The sequence below is a fragment of the Paenibacillus sp. USHLN196 genome, from assembly GCF_037144955.1.
Taxonomy (GTDB): domain Bacteria; phylum Bacillota; class Bacilli; order Paenibacillales; family Paenibacillaceae; genus Paenibacillus; species Paenibacillus xylanexedens_C.
Map to the genome: position 1 here is coordinate 1 of NZ_JBBCYH010000031.1, position 15,293 is coordinate 15,293.

A 15,293-nucleotide genomic window follows, 5' to 3' on the forward strand; every position below is an offset into this window, starting at 1 on the left:
AAGCAGGAAGCAGGAAGCAGGAAGCAGGAAGCAGGAAGCAGGAAGCAGGAAGCAGGAAGCAGGAAGCAGGAAGCAGGAAGCAGGAAGCAGGAAGCAGGAAGCAGGAAGCAGAAGCAGAAGCAGAAGCAGAAGCAGAAGCAGAAGCAGAAGCAGAAGCAGAACAAGATTAAGGGTAGAATAGATATAATAGATAAATCATGATGCTGCCATATGTTTAAAGTCCGATAGCTACGAAGTTGGTAGTAAACAAGCATATTAGATCACAATAAAGTATAAGTAAATAAATAATATGTAGAACAAGAGCAGCCCCGCTTGACCGGAAGAATCGGTGAGAGGGGCTTTTTACGTTTCTCGTACCGCGTGTATCTTCTGTCTTGGTGTAATAAAAGTAGGCATGTGGCGAAAATCTCACAAGGCTTAGCCCGCGTAAAACTTCTGATGTGCGGTGCAGTGAAGATTACGCATCAGGATGGAACTGCGCGCGTTTTAGACTTGCACTATGTTGCTAAGTTGTTTTACTTTTCAGGTGCCAAGCATCGCACATACTGGTCTTTCAGCCGTAAGCTTTTGCACGCCCAGCCCCGTCCATCATATATTTCGTCATCGATATTGAGGGTCATGGTCTCATCCGTGTATTCATTCCAGTTTTCGATTCGGAGTGTGTTTTCATTTTCCCATTCCAGATGGTTAATCCCGTGGTGCTCAGCACGATATATCGTTTGGGCTGTGGAGTCCTCAGAGGCATTCGTCTTCTTCACATCGACCCACATCGTAACCCCGCCTGCCGCACCACCATAGGGCATACCATAAATCTCGGCAGTATACTCACCATTCTGTGAAGGCATGGAATAGCTCAATTCTCCTTTATCAGAACGGTCAAATGTGGAGAAGTATGGGCGGAGCCAGAAATACAGGAATACGGCAACGAACATTACGAGAATCAGTAATGAAAATGTGGTGAATATCGGGTGTCTACGTATCCAAGATTTGCGAGAATCTGTATGGGATGAACTTGAATTCGTTTGAGTATTTTGATTCATGAGATCGAACCTCCAGTGACAGCCAGCTTACAGCGAAATTTGCTTTGCAGGAATATAAATGTCCATCTCTCCGTAGTGGTCTTGAGCCAGACTGCCATCAATTCTTTCGAAATAGTATGGATCACTCTTCTCATACCCCGAATGGCTTTGCCAATATTCATCAATAAATGTCCAGACACTGTCCAGGTGGTCGATGTTGATCAGACTTGGGTGGAAATCACAGACGAATTTGAATACAGCATATTGGTTGGCCGGCACTTCGATTCCATCCAGTTTGTTGGGGATATCATCCAGGTGGGTGACTTCCACAGAAGGTTGATATGTACTGTAATCCTCGTTAATCTCATTGGTGAATCCGATGTATACGTTGGGTTGCAACACGTTAGGAATTGAATGAAAGTGTTTACCAAAAAAGTTGTTGCCTGCTGCATTGGCCTCGTAGTGCTCTTCATTATCTGTATATCGAATATGGGATCGCTGTCCGACGAGTTTCATGGCTGGTTTTCGCACATACGTTGGTTTGAATATATATCCGTACGGAAGCATCGTAATCATGGACGAAGTCATACGGGCTGTGAATTCAAGCTCTCCCGCTCCCTGTTTGCGGTATTGCAGGGGAGTGATCCCGAAGGCTTGCTTGAAAGCACGTATGTAAGATTGTTCATGTTCAAAAGCATAATGCCCGCTGATATCGATAATCTTCCAGTTCAGGTTCACCAATTGTTCCAGGCTGCGTGCCAATTTGCGTGAACGAATATATTCCCCGGGCAATTGTCCACTTACATGTTTGAACATGCGATGCAGGTGGAACTTCGATATATGAGTCACGGATGCCAGATGATCCAGTGTTAATTTGTCTTGAATATGGTCTTCTATGTAGTCGAATAGCTTATCCAATGTGTTCAGCAAATCATGTTGCATAGTAATCTCCCTTATTTCTGATCGTACTTACAGCAAGAAATGTTCATTTTTTCCTTATCCCCGATGATATCATAACCAAGTACATAATTTAATGACAAGATTGGAGAAACCATCCATGTTAGCTGACAAACGAACTTATACCACGACAGGCATGCTAACTCGATTGTGGACATTAACAGGTAAGTACCGAATGTTCATTATTCTATTGCTTTTCGCCGCATGTATGGTCTCCCTGATTGAAGTCGGATATCTGGAATCGATCCGAAGATTAGTCAAAGGGGCTACGGAATCAAAGTTTTCGTTACTCTACTCAGGTTTGATCATAGGCGTGTCCATTGTAGTATTACGATTGATTGTAACCGCATTCATGACGTGGGTTGAGACGGTATTCCAGCAAAAAACATTATTGTCTGTGCAGTCCCTGTTGCTTGGATCCCTTGGCAACACAGAAACACGGGATCTGGCAAACTATCATACGGGGGATCTATCTTCCAGAGTTTGGACTTCTGCCAAGGAAGCACAGAAAGGGATAAACCAACACGGCATTGAACTTGCAAAAAATGTGATACAACTGATCTTTGCTTTTGCTTATTTCAGCTGGGTGAACCTGCCATTGTCATTGGCTATTATTGCATTCACGTTGATCTATCCTCTTGTAACGGTAGGACTGGGTAGACGTCTGCAACGACGACATGATCAGTTGAATGCCAGTGCGGCGTCAAGAGATGAGATGCTGACTGAAATCATTCAAGCCCCTGTGGAGATCCGGAGCTACGGACTCGCGGGTTATGTGCACCAACATTTTAAAGATCGAATGGATCGAGTGTTCAGACATACGATGTCCGTATCTGTGTTACAACGTCTGTCGGAGGCAGCTGGACGGGTCTCGACGTATGGTGGGATGATTCTGATTCTCTATCTAGGCGGCATGCAGGTGTTGAACGGACATATGGATGTGGGAGGATTGGCGGCTTTTCTGGTGGCGAGCAGTCAGTTAACTCGTCCGATTGAGTCACTATCCGGGTTGTGGAATAATTTTATCGGTTCAGCTTCTCATGCGTCCAGAATCTTTGAAGTTCTGGATCTGGAGAAAAAGAACACGGTTGCTCATACCGGTACCAATGCATATGTGCGATCCGAACCGGGTTCAGTGGAACATGAAAAGCAATCTAAACCGACCGGCATTAAGGTACAGCATGTGTCTTACAGGTATGCGAAACAAGAAGAAGTGCTAACGGATATTTCTTTTGTAGCGACGAAAGGAAAGCTCACTGTAATCACGGGTCCAAGTGGATGCGGGAAGACCACGTTATTGAAATTAATAGCGGGATTAGATACGCCTGTCACGGGTTCGATCCAGATAATGAAGCAGAACAATTCATTACATGATATGCATGAAGCTCAGACAGAACATGTCATCCAGGTGTATGTTCCGCAACAAGCCTTTATTTTCACAGGTACGGTAGAAGAGAATATTGTTTTTGGATTAGAAGGGATATCACCTGATCAAGTAAAAGTTGCAGCCGAATTGACTCATGCGCATGATGCCATTATGCGTCAATCGCTTGGCTATGGGACAGAACTTCAGCCACAGGGTGGGACAATGTCGGGTGGTGAACTTCAGCGTATCAGTTTGGCCAGAGCAATGCTGAGAAATCCCGATATTGTATTGCTGGATGAACCGACGTCATCCCAGGATCCGTTGCATGAGCAGCGGTTAAATGATTTATTTGCCCGTGTCACTACTGACCAAGGCACAACGATTATTGCAGTTACCCATCGATTATCGCTGATCGAACGGGCGGATCAGGTCATCTACATGCAGAAGGGACGCGTCCAAGATACAGGGACTCATTTTGAATTGCTGGATCGTCCGAACGGATATCGAAGCTATATTGCGGAGCAGGATGCGGAAGTGGAGGGACAGCATGAGTAACAAGAGTGAAGATACAGCTTTTGCAGATGAAGTTGAAATGAAGGAAGACCTTGAAATAGATGCTGGATATACATTGGACGAAAGTTATGTTTCAGATGATCCAAAGCAAGTTGTATCACTCGCAACGGTATGGCCTGTTATTGTTCGCTGGATGAAGCCTTACGGATTAGCTGTAGCGATCCTGCTCGTTTTTATTGCAGCAGATGCGGTCTTCGATTGGGGACTTGCCTTCGTACAGGGATTCTTCGTGGACGCCATTCATGATGGGGGACAGGAACAGCTTAATGCCACCGCGATAATTTTCATCGCTATATTGGCAGGGTTTATCGTGTTGCTCGCGATGCATCGTTATGTACTGGTATGGCTCAAAGAGTCCATGTACAGAGATATGTCTATGGACTTGCTGAAGTTATTGAACAGGATGCCGTATGCGTGGGTTCGCAGACAGAAGTCCGGAGATGTGATGCTTCGCATCAAGGAAGATACCAAGCATGGTGCAGAAGTGGTAGAAGCCATTGCAGAGGGTGTTACGGTTATATTCATCATCGTATTATCACTGGGATACTTGTACAGAGCAGATGCGTGGGTTGCGCTCATCGCCTTAGTGAGTGCAGGGGTGATTTGGTTCACGGCAAGGCTGTATGATCAGCGAATTGTACATCTGTCCGATGAGGTCGAATCCAGGGAAGGTGAGTCGCAACAGCAGATTCAACAGTATGTTGAAGGAATACCTGTGATTCAAACCTATAATGCATCACCGTGGTTTCTCACACGATTTCGAACACAACAGCAATCCTTGAACCGTGTTGAGGCGAAGTTGCAGATGACTTTGAGCATGTCCGATAACGTAGCGATGGCAGTATTTGGTCTGTCTCAATTGGCAGCATTGTTCCTTATAGCTTTGTCAGCGGCTAGAGGAACCTTGTCTCCGGGTATGGTTGTTGCAAGTAGTTTGCTGTTTGAACTGGTGGTGTGGCCAGTGCTCGGCTTGTCCAGTCAGTGGAGTCAGATGCAAGCCAGCGTGGGTGCATTTGGACGTATCTCTGCATGGTTGAAATTGGCGGACAACAAGAAGACAGACTCATCCAATCTCAAGCATGAGGAGCTTCCACAGGGTAGTTATGACCAAGATCAAAGGCACTCACAACAAACAACATACCAAGAGAACGAACTTGCTATGCTGCGTCTTCAACAGCTTACAGTTACCGATGAAGATAGTGGTCGGAGGATTCTGGATCAGATTACGCTTAGCCTGGTTCCTGGTGAATGTGTTGCGGTAGTTGGTGCCAGCGGTGCTGGCAAATCAACACTGTGCCAAGTGTGTGCAGGGCTGATCGAGCCAACGAATGGAAGCGTATTGCTGGGCAATAAACATGTTGCAGCGTATATGAAAAGGGATAATCAATCCAGACTGACGCATATGCCGCAGACACCAACTTTTTTTACAGGCACGATTGAGGACAATATCCGTCTGAGCCTTGACGCTACCTTAGACAAGGTGAAGCTTGCGGCAGAGCAGGCAGGTTTGCATGAATTTATTGAGAATCAGGAGGAGCAATACGCTGCGATATTGCAAGAAAAAGGGGCCAATCTATCTGGAGGTCAACAACAGCGACTGTCGCTTGCCAGGCTATTCATGAGATCATCCGACCTGTATATTCTGGACGAACCAACGTCATCACTGGATATTCAGACAGAACAGCATGTGATGAATCACTTGTTGAATTTTATGAAAGGCAGAATAGGGTTACTCGTCACACATCGAATGGAGGTCGCTCGTCAGTGCTCTCGTATCCTTGTGATGGAGCATGGCCGAATTGCCGAAGATGGAACGCATGAACAGCTGATGCAGAGGAAAGGATTGTATTATCGTATGAATGCAAAAGCAGCATTTGTCGATGAGTGAGCTCGTATGAAATAATTAAGGGACACGATTTGTTGAATTATATTTATTCTTATTTAACGTATGAACAGTGATGAGAGATTTGATTGTACTTCTTAATCCGTATACTGATAAAGATGCTCCGCTTGATAAACAGTCCATATTTGATATCTGGGCGAAAACAGCTGAAGGTAAGCTGATCAACATTGAAATGCAGTTATTTAATAAATACGATATCGAGAAGCGAACCCTATATTACTGGAGCAAGCGTTATTCGAGCCAGCTGCAGGAAGGTCAGACATACAAGGAATTGAAAAAGTGCGTCACCATTAATATTTTGAATTACTCGTTTATCGCCAACGAGCGTTATCATAATGTGTTTCATCTGAGGGAAGACCACACCGGACTTGAACTTAGTGATGATCTTGAAGTGCATTTCATGGAGCTGTCCAAGCTGGACGACCAATCCATTCCGATGGAAGGTGGACTAATTAACTGGCTCTTGTTCCTGAAAGGTGCTGACAAATCCAACTGGGAGGTGCTGCAAATGAATGAACCTACGTTGAAAAAAGCGATGGATACGCTGGAGTTCTTGAGTCAGGATCGGGAAGCACGTCGTTTGTATGAAGAGCGTCAAAAGTATTTGCATGATGAAGCTTCCATGATTGAGTGGGCTACGGAAAAGGGAATAGCCAAGGGGATAGAAAAGGGATTAGTAGAAGGGGAAAAAAGAAAGGCGATTGAGATTGCAAAAAACATGCTCTCACTAGGACTCGAAGTTTCTGTTATTGCAAAGGCAAGCGGTTTATCTCAGTCTGAGGTTGAGTTGTTGAAGGATTAAAGCATAATCAGTACAAAACAAGTCATTGTATGACTTAGTAGGTTTGTTAAAATAAATGCAATCGTTTTGTCCAACTAGGGCAGGACGGTTGTTTTTATTTTGGTGAAGAAGCTTCAAACATTTACAGTAAAACGCGGTTGCTCATTCGGGGCTGGGCCGTTAAACTAAAGGGAGCGGCGTTTGCTTGACGGACAAGTCATGAGAACGCCATTTTGTTGTCAAGGATGCGGGATATGTGCCGCTTTCGGATGTCAGAATCGGATCGGACCAAGCTGGTGGAGTAACACCGGTGATAAGTAAGGAGTCTTTACATGAGTGTGCAAACACCTACATTAGAAGAAGCGCAGGGTCTCCTGCAAAAATATTATGGCTACCCCGACTTCCGAGAGGGACAGAAAAAGATCGTAGCCAGCCTGCTCGAACGTGAAGATACGCTTGGTATTATGCCAACCGGGGGCGGTAAGTCGATCTGTTATCAGATCCCCGCTCTGTTATATTCGGGACTGACGCTTGTCGTCTCCCCGTTAATCTCCTTAATGAAAGATCAGGTCGATGCGTTGACGACCGCCGGAATTGCTGCCGCGTATATTAATAGTACACTTAGCGGCAAAGAAGTGAATGATCGCATCCGCGCGGCGCAGCGCGGTGAGCTGAAGCTGCTCTATGTTGCGCCTGAGCGACTGGAGCTGGATTGGTTCCGCGAGGAGATGGGCTATTTGCCGATCTCTTGCGTTGCCGTGGATGAGGCCCACTGTGTGTCGCAGTGGGGGCATGATTTTCGGACAAGCTACCTGGCGGTAGCACCGTTTGTGGATAGTTTGCCGGAGCGGCCGGTGGTTGCGGCCTTTACGGCTACAGCGACGCCCGAGGTCATGGGCGATATTCTGCGGCTGCTGCGTTTGCAGGACCCGCAGACGTATGTGACCGGACTTGGGCGGGATAATCTGGCGTTTAGCGTGCTGCGCGGCGAGAGCAAGAAGGACTTTGTCCTGAATTATGCGCGCGAGCATGCCAGCGAGCCGGGCATTGTGTACGCCGCGACTCGTAAGGACGTGGACGATCTGCATCAGCGTTTGTTGCAGGCGGGATTGCCCGCAGGACGTTATCATGCCGGGATGACGGACGATGAACGGTCCCAGAGCCAAGAAGCTTTTTTGTATGATGATATCCGAGTGATGGTGGCGACCAATGCGTTCGGCATGGGGATTGATAAATCGAACGTACGTTACGTGATTCATAACAGCATGCCGAAGAACATGGAGGCATACGTGCAGGAAGCCGGGCGTGCGGGACGGGACGGAGAGCCAAGCCAGTGCATTCTGCTATTCGGGGCACAGGACATTATCACTCAAAAGTTCCTGATTGAGCAGAATCCGATGGACGGCGACCGTAAACAGAACGATTACCGGAAGCTGCAGCAGATGGTGGATTACTGTTACACGACGCGTTGTCTGCGCAGTGCGCAGCTGGATTATTTCGGTGAGGTGCATGACGATAAACCGTGCGGTACGTGCAGTTCTTGTACGGACGACCGTGAGCTGGTCGATATGACAATTGATGCGCAGAAAATATTCAGCTGTATTCATCGCATGCGTGAACGGTATGGTGTATCCTTGGTCGCTTCGGTGCTCAAAGGTTCTCGTGCCAAAAAAGTGCTCGATTACGGCTTCAACTCTCTGCCAACCTATGGTATGATGGGCAATCGGACGGAGCGCGAGATTTCGGAGATCATCAACGTGATGGTATCCGAAGGCTATCTGATGCTGTCCGAGGGACAGTATCCGGTCGTGCGATTGCAGCCACTGGCGGTGGAAGTACTCAAAGGCCAGCGTGAAGTGATGCAGCGTGTGGTCCGCAAGTCAGCAGCGACAGCTTCGGGTACGAACTATGGCGGACGTCGTGGTCGTGATGCGATGCCATCTGCGGTGAATGAGACGGTATTCGAACAGCTGCGTCTTATCCGTCGTGATCTGGCAGCGAAAGAGCATGTGCCATCGTACATTATTTTCAATGATGCGACCCTGCGTGAGATGAGTGTGGTATGTCCACAGACAGAACGTGACATGCTGGATATCAAAGGGGTCGGTGAGGTCAAGTACCGCAAATACGGACTACCGTTCTTGGAGTTCTTCCAGAAGCAATCGGGCGAAGAAGTGGATACGGATGACGATGCATTTTACGAGTATGAGTGAGTGTGAAATGAGTATGAATTGTTAATTTTCACTTTCCAATCTTTAAAGTTCATGTGCTTAAAGCTCAATGTTCAAAAAGATGATAGATATGTATTTGAAGGATATTTTCAAACCTGTCGTAAGCCGGAGCATAACTGTGTGTCAGGGGCAGAACATGGAGCGGGAACGCTAGCGAAACTGTGGCGTCTTATTCAGGGATTTGAAGCGTGAGCAGCAATTTAAGGAATCTGTAACTCGCTATATCTGAATAAACAGCGGTTTACAGCGTGTTTGTCAGGTGATTTTGGTGAATAACGTGTCTGATGTTCCTTACAAAATAAAAGGAGGACCGGATGGCCCAATAAGTCGTCCTCGGTTCCTTAGAAAATCGTCTGGACAATTCGCAGAAATAGCCAGCCTGTGTTCTCATTCACAGCATCTTCCTGCTCCGTGCAATCCTTTTGTTCCACAATCAAGTTGGACAGTTCCATCTTCTCCGGTGCAAGGAATGATCGATCTTTTGGCCGAGTTTAATGCTACAGTTGCCGGGGTAGGGGGTGGACCCTGGTATCCTTTTAACTTATCTTTTGCCTGAGTTTGAAAACACACTCTAGAAGAGTTCGATGGTTCGTCCAAGATACGGGCGAAGTGTCCGGTAGAGGTTCAAGGCTAACCTAAAACCTAAAACCTCAAGGCAGTAAGATGATGATATCGAATTTTGGATGGAATGCGAATGAGGTCTTTTACAAGTTGAAGTTGAGTTTGAAGTTGATTATGGTGTCTCTGTGGTGCGGACAAAAGATGGTGAATTGTCTTTCAAAAGGTGGACATGGACGTTAGAATTGGCCGACAGTAGACTGCACAACATGTGGTATGATTGTATGTATTTTATACTGTATGTTGTGGTTTGGGTTTGGTGGGGTGTATATGTCTTTTTGAAAAGAGTGTCCACTCTTTGAAAGACAAAAGTTGGATATGTCCATGATGAGTGGAATGGCTAGTTCAAAAGAGGTTTAGATGAACAGCATCCGAGGTAGGATGGCTGTGCAGCTTTCCTTTTACCAAAAAAATATGGTCTGGGTGTCCAGGCAAAGGTTGTGAACCATGAAGGTTATTCTTTCTACATTAAATGCAAAGTACATCCATACCTCCTTGGCCTTGCGGTGTCTGAAGGCGTACAGTGAGAAGGATTTTGATATTGACCTGGCGGAATATACGATTAAGGACCCGGTGATGAACATTGTATCTGATCTGTACCAGCGTGGGGCGGACGTGATTGGGTTCTCGTGTTACATCTGGAACATTGAAGAGACGATCAAGGTCATTGATAATCTGAAAAAGGTTATGCCTGACGTGAAAATTCTGCTGGGCGGACCGGAGGTGTCCTACGACACGGAATATTGGATGAACCGGATTCCGAATGTCGATTTCATCGTGATGGGCGAAGGGGAAGAGACGCTGCATCAGCTGTTGACGGAGCTGCAGGGGAGTAAGAAGTTCCACTTTGTGTATGGCCTGGCGTATCGCAAAGGGGAAGAGGTCATTCTCATGCCAGGACGCCCTAAGGCGGATCTGAATGATCTGCCGTCACCACACCGATTTGAAGAGGATATCCCGGATCTCGGGAAGCGGGTTGTTTATTTTGAGACCAGTCGGGGCTGTCCGTTCAGTTGTCAGTTCTGTCTGTCCAGTATTGAGGTCGGCGTGCGGTACTACGATATTGAGCGGACGAAGTCGGACATTCTGTACCTGATTGAGAAGGGTGCGAAGCTGATCAAGTTCGTGGACCGGACGTTCAACATCAAGCGGGATTATGCGCTTGAAATGTTCAAATTCCTAATCGAGAATCATCAGGGGACGGTATTTCAGTTTGAAATTACGGCGGATATTATGCGTCCTGAAGTACTGGATTATCTGGCAGAGAATGCGCCACCGGGCACATTCCGCTTCGAGATCGGGGTTCAGTCCACGAATGATCCAACGAATGAACTGGTAAAACGCCGTCAGAACTTTACCAAGCTGAGCCGTACGGTGAACAAAGTCAAAGCCAGTGGCAAAATCGACCAGCATCTGGATCTCATCGCCGGACTGCCGGAGGAAGATTACAATACGTTCCGCAAGACGTTTAACGATGTATTTGCACTGGGGCCGGAAGAGCTTCAGCTCGGATTCCTCAAAATGCTGCGTGGTACGGGGCTGCGTCTGGATGCGGAGAAGTACAACTATACGTACATGGATCACGCGCCGTATGAGATTCTCGGCAGCGATGTGCTGCCGTTCAGCGACATTGTGCGCTTAAAGCGTCTGGAAGATGTGCTGGAGAAATACTGGAACGCACACCGGATGGACCATACGCTGAAGTACCTGATGGAGCAGGAGTTCAACTCACCGTTTGATTTCTTCCAGGCGTTTGGTGATTACTGGGAAGGTCAGGGGTGGCAGAAGATTGGTCACCAACTGGAGGATCTGTTTACTCGTTTGCACAGCTTCCTGGAGTCGCGGAATACGCCGCATATGGATATCGTACTCGGCTTGATGAAACTGGACTATTTCCTCGGCCACAAATACAAACCACGCAAAATCTGGTGGGAAGATCCGCTTCAGAAAGACCAGTGGGCGGGTTATATGAAAACGTTGGCTGAACGTCCGGAAGATGTTCGTCTGCCACGTGTTGCCGGCGCCGCAGGCACGGCTTGGTTGGAAAGCAGCGGCACGGGTCCGAGTGCCGCTGGGGCAAGTTCGGCTGCTGCCGAGGAAGACTCTGCCGCAGATGCGGCGGGTGTAATCGGCAGCGAAGCCGGGGTTGCAGCGTCGCTCACTTCGGGCGACGCAACAGGGTCCGCCGCGGATGGAGCGGCGGACATGGTGGACGGCAACGCTTCGCGTGCGTTGCCGATGACCTCGGCCATGACCGCACAGACGGTCATGGGTGCCCGTGCTTTCGCCGACCTTGGTCTCGGCGAAAAGGAACTGCAGAAGCACACCGTATTGGATGTGCTTCCGTTCCGGCTTGAGCGTGTGCTAGCTGGCGCCAGCCCGCTTGCCGCGAAAGGCCGGACGCTGCTGGTCGTTGTGTACCAGCAGCATGAAGGGCAGCAGGCGCAGTATTACACGCTGCCGCTGGGAGAAGAAGCCGCTGCCATGTAGATGCAGCGACCTAGGGGTTAGCTGCATGGCCGATTGGCGGCATGCAGCGGGAGAAGCGCCACGGCTTAGCGGTCGTGGCGCTTTTTGTACGCATCACGGCTATGCGCTCGTGATGCGTACAACGGCGAGCACCGCGGTTATGGACGCGGTGCGATCCCGTGAGGTGCTGCCCCATTGGGCGCAGCACCTCACCCTTACGTGGCTTGCCACTGCATAAGCCGCGCTCCGATCCACCTTTTAAAAAATCATATATGTTTCGAAAGCATCGGAAGGTCGTCTGATTCTCTATGGGATGAAGAAGGGCCTTCCTTTTGTTTTCAAGGTCACGCCAGATACCAATGGAACTTAAAAAAAGAATGACCCTACAGAGTACAGAAATAATCTTCTTCAAGCAGTATATGTCTTGTTATAGACATGTCCTTTACATAGGGTACAGTTTAAGCGAAGGCCTACTTTAAGTTGATTTACATATTACTGCATCAATAATACGGTTATCGGTTCGAGATCATGGTACAGTTGAAAAAATGCTCCGTTTTATCAAAGTTTGCGGCTGTTATTTGGGATGTGATCTCAATGGATAGGATGATGTGAACAACATTTGGAAGATGAACGGAATATTAGAATAGCACTAAAAACAGGCCCTGAAGCATATTTATTGAAGTCACATCAATCCCAAACATGGTCCAACCAATTCGAACGTTAAAAGAGGCTCAACGTATGGCTGCTGATGTATAAACAATGATCGAGCCAGACAGAGAAACACTAAGGAGGGTTCATATGAAAGCTGTGATTTGCACCAATTACGGACCGCCAGAAGTGCTACAGATGAAAGAGATGGAAAAGCCTAAACCGAAAGACGATGAGGTTTTAATTAAAGTTTTTGCAGCCACTGCACATATTGGTGATACCCGTATTCGAAGAGCTGATCCATTCTTGGTGAGACTTGTATTCGGCATGCTCAAGCCCAGGAAAAATTTAATACTTGGCCTGGAAATATCCGGTGTGATTGAGTCGGTAGGGAAAGACGTACAATCCTTTAAGGAAGGAGACAAGGTCTTTGGACTTACAGGGTTTTGTGGGGGTTATGCCGAATACATTTGTTTACCTGAAAAAGTGAAAAACGGAACCGGGGAAAAAAAAGGAATGGTTGCAATAAAGCCCAACCATTTATCCTACGAAGAAGCTGCGGTCGTTCCATCGGGAGCACTTACAGCTTTGAAAAATTTGCAAAAAGCAAAAATCAAGCCAGGTCAGAAAATATTGATCAATGGAGCATCCGGCAGCCTTGGGACGTATGCAATTCAACTTGCGAAATACTATGGGGCAGAAGTCACAGCGGTGTGCAGTAAAAGTAATTTTGGATTGGTAGAATCTATAGGAGCGGATAAAGTAATTGATTATACCGAAGAAGACTTTACGCAATCAGAAACAAAATACGATATCGTTTATGATGCGGTAATAAAAGCCAAACCCTCAAAATGCCAAAAAATCCTAACACCCAGTGGTGTTTTTCTAAACAACAGTCGACTTCCGAAAATGGAAGAAGCCGATTTACTCTTTCTCAAAGAGTTGATTGAGGAAAACAAACTAAAACCGATCATCGATCGAACCTATGCTATGGATGAAATTGTGGAGGCCCACCGATATGTGGATACCGGGCGTAAGAGAGGCAATGTGGCAATAACGATCAGATAGAATGAAGGATGTATATAGAAATCAGCTTTACGCTGAGGCCTGTTTTAGGGAAAAGGTGCTGAAGATCGGCTGCGGAAACGGTCAATCCCTGCGGTATCACAGGGAGCGTAAAGCCACTGATCTATGGGGATGGATCTTATGTAGCATGAAGGGCATCCGGCGCAGTATTACATGCTGCCGCTGGGAGCATAAAGCCGCTTCCATGTAAATGAAGCGGCTCTGGGGTTAGCTTGCATGGCTAATTGGCGACATGCAGCAGAGAGAAGCGCTACGACTATGGGGTCGTGGCGCTTTTATTGCATGCATCACGGCGTAGTCCACCGTAATGCTGCTGGAATGATGAGCACCGCGGTTATTAAAACGCGGTGCAACCCTATGAGGTGCTGCACCCATTGTACGCAGCACCTCACCCTGACGCGGCTTGCCATTGTATAAGCCGCGCTCCGTTTTACCTTTTACATCACTAAAAGCATCATTTAGGTCTGAGAAAACATCGTGATATAATTAAACCAAAACCGATTAGGGCAGGATTGCTATAGAAAATGGATGATTTTACTAAGAAGCGGATTCAAAAGATTATGGATAATTACACCCAAAATGCAGTACCCGAGCACGTGAAAAGCCAGATGAAGATAAGTTATAAAATCAGAGGAAAACATATGACGTTGATTGAAGAAAGGCAAGCCTTTCGAAGCGAGCAATGGGTACAGATGCCGGTAGCACAGTTCAGATTGGATGAGAAGGCATGGAAAGTGTATTGGCAGGACAGTAAAGGCAGATGGCATTTCATCGATGATATCGAACCGAACGAAGATTTTGAAACACAACTCAAGATCGTTGACGAAGGTCATAACGGAATGTTCTGGAATTAATTTTTCGAAAAAAAGAGTTGGAGAGTTGAGTAAGATAATTAACATTAAAAGATATGAATGTCAAACTTGAAACCATTGAAGAGACGGATTCATTTTTTAGCTGGCATTCATCTTTAAGAGAATTTGGAGGCCACAGAATGGACCTGAAGACATACCTGGCAGAGCATTTTCCAAACCTAACATTAGAAAAACCGCCTCTTTTCTATGATTGGGATGTTGCAATACGATTCGAACTTGGCAATCCTCTGATGTTTGGAATGAGTACGGAGCATTACATGGAACAAGTTTATTATCGATCACTTGAATTATTTAAGGCTCTTCATGATCAAGAAGATGAAGTCCTATTAATAACTCAAGCTTATTTTGCAGATAAGCCTAAACACAAAGTGAAGAAGTTGAACCTGTATAGTAAATATATCAAGAAGAAAGAGCCGATTAGAGCCTTGAGACTTGAGATACTTTCAGGTTTGGATTGTGAACCGGATGAAATCCCAGACCCAAGGAACAACATGTATAGGTACTGGACTAAATGTAGAGTTGAGGACTTGAAATATAATCAGTTAATCAGAGCTATATGTAATCATGATGTTGGAATAAAGCCAATGATTTATCATAGGGTGTATTTCATTAATATTAGTAAGAAAACGATATTTCATATCTATGATGATAGAGGTTGCGATGTTATTTCAGCATCAAGAGAAGAGCTAATGGATATTTATAAAGAATTTAATGGTTGGATTTTAGATTATGATCGAGACAGAATTAACAATATATTTATAGGATAATGG

At 46.4% G+C, this 15,293-nt stretch carries 9 protein-coding genes and 1 pseudogene; 8 read left to right on the plus strand and 2 right to left on the minus strand.

The window, feature by feature from the left end; translation table 11 throughout:
* Window positions 1–515: 515 nt before the first annotated feature.
* Both WFI24_RS33955 and WFI24_RS33960 read right to left on the minus strand, forming a co-directional pair.
* Window positions 516–1,040: a DUF5412 family protein gene (locus tag WFI24_RS33955; RefSeq protein ID WP_336766219.1), complete on the minus strand. Its 525-nt coding sequence runs from the start codon at window positions 1,038–1,040 to the stop codon at window positions 516–518.
* 27 nt (window positions 1,041–1,067) lie between these two features.
* Window positions 1,068–1,961: an AraC family transcriptional regulator gene (locus WFI24_RS33960; protein WP_336766221.1), complete on the minus strand. Its 894-nt coding sequence runs from the start codon at window positions 1,959–1,961 to the stop codon at window positions 1,068–1,070.
* A 115-nt stretch (window positions 1,962–2,076) separates the two neighbouring features.
* Between WFI24_RS33960 and WFI24_RS33965 the strand changes: the two genes are divergently transcribed.
* The 8 genes and pseudogenes from WFI24_RS33965 to WFI24_RS34000 all read left to right on the plus strand — a co-directional run bounded on the left by WFI24_RS33965 (window position 2,077) and on the right by WFI24_RS34000 (window position 15,290).
* Window positions 2,077–3,897 carry an ABC transporter ATP-binding protein gene (locus WFI24_RS33965; protein ID WP_336766222.1) on the plus strand — a complete coding sequence of 607 codons (1,821 nt, stop codon included), beginning with the start codon at window positions 2,077–2,079 and terminating at the stop codon, window positions 3,895–3,897.
* Window positions 3,890–5,803 (plus strand): ABC transporter ATP-binding protein, encoded by a 1,914-nt coding sequence (locus WFI24_RS33970; protein ID WP_336766224.1) that lies wholly within the window; start codon window positions 3,890–3,892, stop codon window positions 5,801–5,803. Before WFI24_RS33965 ends, WFI24_RS33970 begins: the two co-directional genes overlap by 8 nt.
* 82 nt (window positions 5,804–5,885) lie before the next feature.
* Window positions 5,886–6,620, plus strand: a pseudogene (locus WFI24_RS33975) (Rpn family recombination-promoting nuclease/putative transposase); the annotation flags it as partial.
* A 311-nt stretch (window positions 6,621–6,931) separates the two neighbouring features.
* Window positions 6,932–8,812, plus strand: a complete 1,881-nt coding sequence (gene recQ / locus WFI24_RS33980) for a DNA helicase RecQ (protein WP_336766227.1) — start codon at window positions 6,932–6,934, stop codon at window positions 8,810–8,812.
* 1,083 nt (window positions 8,813–9,895) lie between these two features.
* Window positions 9,896–11,938, plus strand: a complete 2,043-nt coding sequence (locus WFI24_RS33985; protein WP_221822518.1) for a B12-binding domain-containing radical SAM protein — start codon at window positions 9,896–9,898, stop codon at window positions 11,936–11,938.
* A gap of 777 nt (window positions 11,939–12,715) precedes the next feature.
* Window positions 12,716–13,633, plus strand: coding sequence for an NAD(P)-dependent alcohol dehydrogenase (locus WFI24_RS33990; RefSeq protein ID WP_336766230.1), 918 nt, complete (start codon window positions 12,716–12,718; stop codon window positions 13,631–13,633).
* Between the two features lie 542 nt (window positions 13,634–14,175).
* Window positions 14,176–14,505 (plus strand): DUF3024 domain-containing protein, encoded by a 330-nt coding sequence (locus tag WFI24_RS33995; protein ID WP_336766232.1) that lies wholly within the window; start codon window positions 14,176–14,178, stop codon window positions 14,503–14,505.
* 137 nt (window positions 14,506–14,642) lie between these two features.
* On the plus strand, window positions 14,643–15,290 hold the full coding sequence (locus WFI24_RS34000) for a DUF3885 domain-containing protein (protein WP_336766234.1): 648 nt from the start codon (window positions 14,643–14,645) through the stop codon (window positions 15,288–15,290).
* The last annotated feature ends 3 nt before the right edge of the window (window positions 15,291–15,293 follow it).